8 protein-coding genes and 2 pseudogenes are annotated in these 6,772 nt (G+C 60.1%); 5 read left to right on the top strand and 5 right to left on the bottom strand.

Going from position 1 to position 6,772, the window contains the following annotated elements:
- Positions 1-138: 138 nt before the first annotated feature.
- Both AB9K35_RS07415 and AB9K35_RS07420 read left to right on the top strand, forming a co-directional pair.
- Positions 139-489 (top strand): annotated as a pseudogene (locus AB9K35_RS07415) (integrase core domain-containing protein); the annotation flags it as partial.
- A gap of 52 nt (positions 490-541) precedes the next feature.
- The gene (locus AB9K35_RS07420) at positions 542-913 is read left to right on the top strand and encodes a hypothetical protein (protein WP_369925108.1); all 372 of its coding nucleotides are present in this window, start codon (positions 542-544) and stop codon (positions 911-913) included.
- Between the two features lie 178 nt (positions 914-1,091).
- Here the strand turns inward: AB9K35_RS07420 and AB9K35_RS07425 are convergent, their stop codons facing one another.
- The 4 genes from AB9K35_RS07425 to AB9K35_RS07440 are packed head-to-tail and all read right to left on the bottom strand — an operon-like array spanning position 1,092 to position 4,692.
- Complete coding sequence (locus AB9K35_RS07425) at positions 1,092-2,846, bottom strand: SulP family inorganic anion transporter (protein WP_369925109.1); 1,755 nt, start codon at positions 2,844-2,846, stop codon at positions 1,092-1,094.
- Between the two features lie 52 nt (positions 2,847-2,898).
- Positions 2,899-3,816 (bottom strand): MBL fold metallo-hydrolase, encoded by a 918-nt coding sequence (locus AB9K35_RS07430; RefSeq protein ID WP_369925110.1) that lies wholly within the window; start codon positions 3,814-3,816, stop codon positions 2,899-2,901.
- On the bottom strand, positions 3,816-4,256 hold the full coding sequence (locus AB9K35_RS07435; protein WP_369925111.1) for a DUF6691 family protein: 441 nt from the start codon (positions 4,254-4,256) through the stop codon (positions 3,816-3,818). The genes AB9K35_RS07430 and AB9K35_RS07435 overlap by 1 nt, the downstream gene beginning before the upstream one ends.
- Position 4,257: 1 nt before the next feature.
- Complete coding sequence (locus AB9K35_RS07440; RefSeq protein WP_369925112.1) at positions 4,258-4,692, bottom strand: YeeE/YedE family protein; 435 nt, start codon at positions 4,690-4,692, stop codon at positions 4,258-4,260.
- Between the two features lie 100 nt (positions 4,693-4,792).
- Here AB9K35_RS07440 and AB9K35_RS07445 point away from each other — a divergent pair, with 100 nt between their 5' ends.
- Positions 4,793-5,101 carry an ArsR/SmtB family transcription factor gene (locus tag AB9K35_RS07445; protein ID WP_369925113.1) on the top strand — a complete coding sequence of 103 codons (309 nt, stop codon included), beginning with the start codon at positions 4,793-4,795 and terminating at the stop codon, positions 5,099-5,101.
- Positions 5,102-5,137: 36 nt separating this feature from the next.
- Here AB9K35_RS07445 and AB9K35_RS07450 read toward each other — a convergent pair.
- Positions 5,138-5,374: pseudogene (locus AB9K35_RS07450) on the bottom strand (hypothetical protein); the annotation flags it as partial.
- A gap of 150 nt (positions 5,375-5,524) precedes the next feature.
- On the opposite strand from AB9K35_RS07450, the gene AB9K35_RS07455 reads away from it, so the two are divergent.
- Complete coding sequence (locus AB9K35_RS07455) at positions 5,525-5,671, top strand: hypothetical protein (protein ID WP_369925114.1); 147 nt, start codon at positions 5,525-5,527, stop codon at positions 5,669-5,671.
- A gap of 242 nt (positions 5,672-5,913) precedes the next feature.
- A protein-coding gene (locus tag AB9K35_RS07460) for an IS5 family transposase (RefSeq protein WP_369925115.1) occupies positions 5,914-6,638 on the top strand; the annotation gives its coding sequence in 2 pieces (ribosomal slippage) (positions 5,914-6,250 and positions 6,250-6,638; 726 coding nt in all).
- The last annotated feature ends 134 nt before the right edge of the window (positions 6,639-6,772 follow it).

Below are 6,772 nucleotides of genomic sequence, written 5' to 3' on the forward strand. Positions count from 1 at the left end.
TAGCCGGTCTCCTCAGCGGTGTGGTCTACGCAAAACCACTGTTGAGACCTGAGACCCGGTTATGGCCACCCGCTGCGCGGTTTGAGGGCTGCGCGCGTGGCCATAACCTCTCAGCGGCCAATCTTCCCGACGTGCTACGGGACGGAATTCACCAGCCGGGCAATCCTGAAATGGGCCGATAGGAACGGCGTGGATTGGCATTACATTGACCCAGGAAAACCGCAGCATGCCTTCATCGAGTCATTCAACGGCAGTTTGCGGGACGAACTCCTCAATGAAGAGCTGTTCGATACCCTGGACGATGCCCGCCGCAAGCTGGCGCTGTGGCGCTACGATTATAACAACGTCAGGCCTCACTCTTCGCTGGAGAACAGAGCGCCAAAGCAAGCGCGGCAGGCGCTTGAGCTAATTGAGGGCTCCGCGCCCGCCGCGCTTGCCAAGCCCGAAACCGACGACTACCAAAATCAAGCCCGCAGACTCTCCTCATGAGCGAGGGACCAGCGGGGGGCAGGTCATCCATCATGACATCCCCTATCTACCCATGGAACAATTCGAGACAACCCCCGTGAATATGGCCGGCGGATCAGGGGAAGATACATTTGAGATTTCATTTGTGAATGAAAGTGGCTCAGGCAATTCGGCAGATGATGACAGCAATCCACTGCAAGAAACCGCTATTGCATTGACTGATTTCGAACCCGGCGTTGATCAACTCAACATCAATCTTGGCGACATCGTGGAATATGATAGCCTGACGGCCGAAATGGAGGAAGTCGGCGAATTGATCCTCACCCTCAGCGGATCAGACGCCCTACCTGACCAGCAGTTCCGCATCACCGGCGCAGGATTGACACTCGACGACATCAACTTTTTGGGCCGCGATGTAGTGCTACACACTAACGTGATTGCCTGACCGCAAAGGACACTTAGCCGCCATTGCGAAAGGACATTGTTGTTGAGGGCGCGATTGACCGGTCTCAGCCCAATCCGGACGCGACCGCTACCGTCGTTCGCGGCCGACAGCCTTTGCCTGGTGGGCGGCGAGCAGCCATTCAGTGTGCACAGAACGAATGACCGCAGTGGCCGCTCGGTCAGGTGAACTGGCGAGCCGACTGGTCGGACCGGGTTCCGGGATCGGCAAGCTTGCAGACAGCTTCGTGTTGGCTAAGGAAAACGTCGCCGCTAAGTTCTTCAAGGAAATGGCTGCGCTTCAACCGATCCATCACCGGGCCTTTCACTTCGCTCAAATGCAGCCGGACCCCCGCGTCATTCAGCCGGGTGTTGATTGTTTCGAGCGATTCCAGCGCTGAAAGATCAATCTCGTTCACCGCCGAGAACATCAAGACAACATCCGTCAACTCCGCCTTTTCGGCTGCATAACGCGCGAGTTGGTCCTCCAGAAAACGCGCGTTGGGGAAATATAGGCTCTCGTCAATGCGCAGGCTCAACACGTGTGGCTGGGTCTCGACCTTATGGCGCAGTACGTTGCGAAAGTGCTCGGTACCCGGCACCCGGCCCACCACGGCCAGGTGCGGGCGCGACGTCTTGTAAAGATGCACAAATATCGAGGTCACAACCCCCGCGGTCACTCCGGCCTCGACCCCGAGGAGCAGCGTAAGAAGGATCGTCACGCTCACGGCGGCGAAATCGGCATGGCTGAAGGTCCATGCCCGTCTCAGGATCGAGAAATCGACAAGGCTCAGCACCGCGACGATAATTGTCGCGGCCAGGGCAGCCTTGGGTAGAAAATAGATCAGCGGTGTCAGGAACAGCGCGGTAAACGCCAGGCCAACGGCGGTGAACGCCCCGGCGGCCGGTGTCTCGGCACCCGCATCGAAATTGACGACAGATCGCGAAAATCCCCCGGTAACCGGGAAACCGCCCGTGAAAGCCGCCCCGAGATTGGCACTGCCGAGGCCGATCAGTTCTTGGTCCGGATCGATCCGCTGACGCTTCTTGGCGGCGAGGGTCTGCGCGACCGAGATGCTTTCGACAAAGCCGATGATTGATATCAGCAACGCCGGGACAAACAATTGCAGAACCAAATCAGGCGAGACAGTGGGAAAGGTAAGCGGGGGCAAGCTCTGCGGTACTGCGCCGACGATCGCTACGCCTTTTTCACCCAGCTCAAAAGCCCAGACAGCCAACGTGGTGCCGACAATCGCAAGCACTGGCCCCATCTTGGCGCCAATACCTGCCAAGCGGCGCCCCAGTCCCATGCGTCTCAGCAGTGGTTCAAGCCCACCGCGCACCCAGAACAGGAACCCTGTTGAGGTTACACCCAGCACAACCGTTATCAGATTCACCTCATTCAGATGGGTCCAGAGGCTGACGAGGATTTCAACCAACGTATGCCCCTCGGCGTCGATCCCTAGAATATGGCGCAGCTGGCTGGCCGCAATGAGGATCCCCGAAGCGGTGATGAACCCTGCGATGACCGGATGTGACAGGAAATTCGCCAAGAAGCCCAGCCGAAACAGGCCAAGCGCAAGCAACATCGCCCCAGAGATGAACGCCAGCGTCAACGCCGCGGCAGTATAGCCTGCTGTGCCGCTTTGGGCGATCTCGCCCACCGCCGCCGCCGTCATCAGCGAGACGACCGCCACCGGCCCCACCGCCAGCGCGCGGCTGGTGCCGAAGATGGCATACAGCACGATGGGCGCAATGGAGGCATAGATCCCCGCCTCGGGCGGCATTCCTGCCAGCAGCGCATAGGCCAGCGACTGAGGGATCAGCATGATCGTAACGATCACGGCAGCCAACATGTCGCCGGTGAACTGGCCACGATCATAACGGCGTCCCCAGTCGAGGATTGGCAGATATCGGGCAAGTTGAGAGAGGGGCATTTCAGGCTATCCGTCAGAAGCAGGACCGCCCCGAAGGACAGCCCGTTCGCGCTCAGTCAAACCGATTGACCGGTAGCTTGAGATAGTGGTTGCCGTCATCCTCCGCCGGAGGAAGCCGACCGCCGCGGAGGTTGATCTGCAGCGCTGCAAGAATGCGGTTGGGCAGCGAGAGCGTCGCGTCGCGCTTTTGACGGCGTTCGATGTAGTCTTCGCGTTTCGTGCCATCCTTCACATGGATATTGCACGCGCGGTGTTCGTCCACCGTGGCCTCCCACTGCGGATCCTTGCGTTCATCGGTGCCATAGTCATGCCCGATATAGAGCCGCGTACTGCTGGGAAGAGCGAGGATGTCTTGGATCGACTGCCACAACTCCTCAGTCGTGCCGCCCGGAAAGTCCGAGCGCGAGGTGCCCGCATCCGGCTGCATCAGCGTGTCATGGACAAAAGCCGCATCGCCGCAAACGTAAGTGATCGAACCCAGAGTATGCCCTGGCGAAAGCATCACCTTCACATCCAACTCGCCGATCTTGAAGGTCTCCCCCTCCCGGAACAGGTGGTCGAAATCGCGAACGGGGTCGAAGGCATCGGGCAGGTTGTAGAGGTCAGCCCAGATCTTGGCGATTTCGGGTACCAGCGCCCCGATGGCATTAGGCGCGCCCGTGCGCTCCTTCAGTTGCGCCGAGGCCATGACGTGGTCCGCGTGCGGGTGAGTGTCCAGTATCCATTGCACGCTCAGGCCATTTTCCTCAACGAGATCCAGCACCTGATCCATGCTCTCGGTCGTGAACTTGTAGTTCTTCGGGTCGAAGTTCCAGACAACGTCAATGAGCGCGGCCTTCTTCGTCGTCGGGTCGGCGCAGATATACTGGATCGAGCCGGTGTCGGGCTCGTAGATTCCCCAGACATCAGGACTGCCTGCCCCGGTCGAAGGCGAGTGGCGGACGACGGCAGTGTTCAGCGGATCATTCATCAGGCACCTCCCCTCTTTGCGGCAGGCGTGATGTCAGGCGTGTGGCGTGCGGCCCAAATCCCGATGAGCATGAAGGGCACAAAGATCAGCGTGCCGGTAGCTGCCAACGGCAGCGCCGTCAGCGCCGGTCCGGGGCAGAAGCCCCCCAGGCCCCAACCCACGCCAAAGATTGCCGCTCCGGTCACGAGTTTCGGCTCCAGATCGTTGCGTGTCGGCAGGCGGAATTTGCTATCAAAAAGTGGGGCTTGGAGGTTGCGGAACAGCAGGGCGAAACCAGGCGCGGTCACGGCGATTGCACCGCCCATGACGAAGGCGAGGCTGGGGTCCCATGCGCCGAAGAGGTCGAGGAAGTTCAACACCTTGGCGGGGTTTGCCATGCCAGAGACGATAAGGCCGAGACCGAAGATCAGTCCGGAGAGGAAGGCAAAAGCTTGTTTCATTTCAACCTCCAATCACGTGACGCGTGACAAAAACGGTCACGAAGGCCGTCGCCATGAAGGTAACGGTGGCCACGATCGATCGCGCCGAGCCGCGGCTGATCCCGCAGACCCCGTGGCCCGAGGTGCAGCCGTTGCCATAGCTCGCCCCAAAACCGACCAGCAAACCAGCCACTGCCATGAGGACCGTATTTGTGGGCACCCATTGCTGCGGCCAGCCGCCTGAGACCAGCAGCCACAGCGGCGCGGCCAGCAAAAGACCCAGCACAAACAATGCCGAGACGCCCCGCGCCTCACCGTCACTCTTGCGGGCGAAAATCTTGGCGGTGAGACCGCTGATGCCAGCGATGCGCCCGTTGGTGGCCATCAGCAGAACCGCCGAAGCCCCGATCATGATGCCGCCGCCAAGCGACAGCCAGGGGGTAAATTCGGTTTCCATGTTTCGTCTCCATGCGGCGACCGCGTCCGGGTCGGACTGGCCTTGTGTCCTTCTTCCATGAAGAATATATTATATACATCTAATATTCAATAGGTGTAATATGAAAGGCGCGGACGACTTTCTCGACGGCGATATCGCGGGGGCGGCGGCACTGATGGCGATGCTGGCTTCGAAGGCGCGCCTGGAGATCCTGTGCCGCCTGCTCGACGGCGAGCGCTCGGTCGGTGATCTGGCGCAGGTCTGCGGCGTGTCGCAATCGACCATGTCGCAGCAATTGAAGAAGCTGAAAGAAGCCGGGCTGGTAGAGGGGCGCCGCGCAGGCCAGACGATCTATTACAGCGTAAAGGGGCATGAGGCCGTCGCCGTTCTGGAGGTTCTGCACAAGCTCTATTGCACCCGCGCGGAATAAACCGGGCGCCCGAGGCAGCCCTGGGGTCAGGATGCATAACCAGTAGATGACGACTGCTGCGAGGGCGATGACTGAGAGGAAGACCTTGGGACAGCGGCCATAGCGTGTCGCCACGCGCCGCCAACTTTTGAGCCTGCCAAACATGATCTCGCATCACTGCCCTACAATGCATTGCGAAGCAATGTCACGAGAGGGGCGGTTGCGCCGTTTGTATCGGTGCTTGTCATATTTCACCTTCGTCGTGCGGTGCTTCCGGCCAGGGATGCAGGCGCGTGCCCTGCATTCGCCTTGATCGGCTTCAGCCGCTGGTACTCGACGGGCTCAGGGACGAGTTGATGACGCCCGAGGCGGTGGAGCGGTTCCGGCTCGAAAATCTATCCGATCGTCGTTGGCCTGCCGCCCCTTACCGAACAACACCGCATCGTGGCCAAGGTCGACGCCCTCATGGCCCTCTGCGACCGGCTGGAGGCCGCCCTGACCACCGCCGACACCACCCGCACCCGCCTCCTCGAAGCCCTTCTCCACGAGGCGCTGGAGCCGACGAGCGCAGCTCTGAAGGCCGCGGAATGAGGCGAGCGGGAAGCGAAGTGCGGGTCCGCCTGAACCCGGAGAAGGCGGCATACTGGTATCTGCGGCTGAACGGCTTTTTTCAGATTGAAAATTTCTACGTGCATCCCAGCGGAAGGGGCGGCGCAAGAACCGACGCGGATCTATTGGGCGTTCGCTTACCGCCCAAGGTCTTTGACTAGGCTCAGGACCCATTGATTACCGCTTAAAGGCGTGATTCACGGTTCGAAAACCGAGCGGTGGACATGTCTGATCTTTTCTGGCTGACGGATGCGCAGATGGCGCGTCTTGAGCCTTTCTTCCCCAAGTCCCATGGCAAGCCTCGCGTCGATGACAAGCGTGTTTTGAGCGGGATTATCTTCATCAATCGCAATGGCTTACGATGGCGAGACGCGCCGAGGGAATATGGTCCTCACAAACCGCTCTACAACCGCTGGAAGCGCTGGAGCGACAAAGGCATCTTTGCCCAGATGATGGCCGGTCTGGCCGCTGATCACGGCGAGCAGACGACGGTCATGATCGATGCCACCTATCTTAAAGCCCATCGAACGGCCACCAGCTTGGGCGTCAAAAAAGGGGGCGTGGACGCCTGATCGGACGAACCAAGGGCGGCATGAATACCAAACTTCACGCCGTCTGCGACAGTCAAGGACGCCCGCTGAACCTGTTCGTGACCGCCGGGCAAGTCAGTGACTACATCGGCGCACGGGCGTTGTTGAGCAGCCTGCCGGATGTTGATTGGCTGCTCGGGGATCGCGGCTATGACGCCGATTGGTTCAGAGAAGCGTTGAAAGACAGGGGGATACGACCCTGCATCCCGGGTCGAAAGCAGCGCAAGAAGACCGTCAAATACGACAAGCGCCGCTACAAACGGCGCAACCGGATCGAGATCATGTTCGGCAGGTTGAAGGATTGGCGACGCGTGGCAACCAGATACGACCGATGCCCGAAGGTCTTCCTGTCAGGATAGTGTCCCGGGAGTTGGTGTAACTTTGCTCTTCGGCCTTGGCTCGGCCGCAGTCACAGGGCGGCGATTGTCGCCGGGTCCATGGGGGCAGTGTCGCAAATGGCGGCGACGGTTTCCAGTGTCATGTAGCGCCGCGT

Origin of the sequence: Leisingera sp. XS_AS12 (assembly GCF_041224635.1) — a bacterium.
Classification (GTDB): domain Bacteria; phylum Pseudomonadota; class Alphaproteobacteria; order Rhodobacterales; family Rhodobacteraceae; genus Leisingera.

Excerpts from the sequence above, each read along its gene's own strand:
- AB9K35_RS07430 (WP_369925110.1), bottom strand. The coding sequence starts at position 3,816 with ATGAATGATCCGCTGAACACTGCCGTCGTCCGCCACTCGCCTTCGACC.
- AB9K35_RS07420 (WP_369925108.1), top strand. The coding sequence starts at position 542 with ATGGAACAATTCGAGACAACCCCCGTGAATATGGCCGGCGGATCAGGG.
- AB9K35_RS07440 (WP_369925112.1), bottom strand. The coding sequence starts at position 4,692 with ATGGAAACCGAATTTACCCCCTGGCTGTCGCTTGGCGGCGGCATCATG.
- AB9K35_RS07435 (WP_369925111.1), bottom strand. The coding sequence starts at position 4,256 with ATGAAACAAGCTTTTGCCTTCCTCTCCGGACTGATCTTCGGTCTCGGC.
- AB9K35_RS07445 (WP_369925113.1), top strand. The coding sequence starts at position 4,793 with ATGAAAGGCGCGGACGACTTTCTCGACGGCGATATCGCGGGGGCGGCG.
- AB9K35_RS07425 (WP_369925109.1), bottom strand. The coding sequence starts at position 2,846 with ATGCCCCTCTCTCAACTTGCCCGATATCTGCCAATCCTCGACTGGGGA.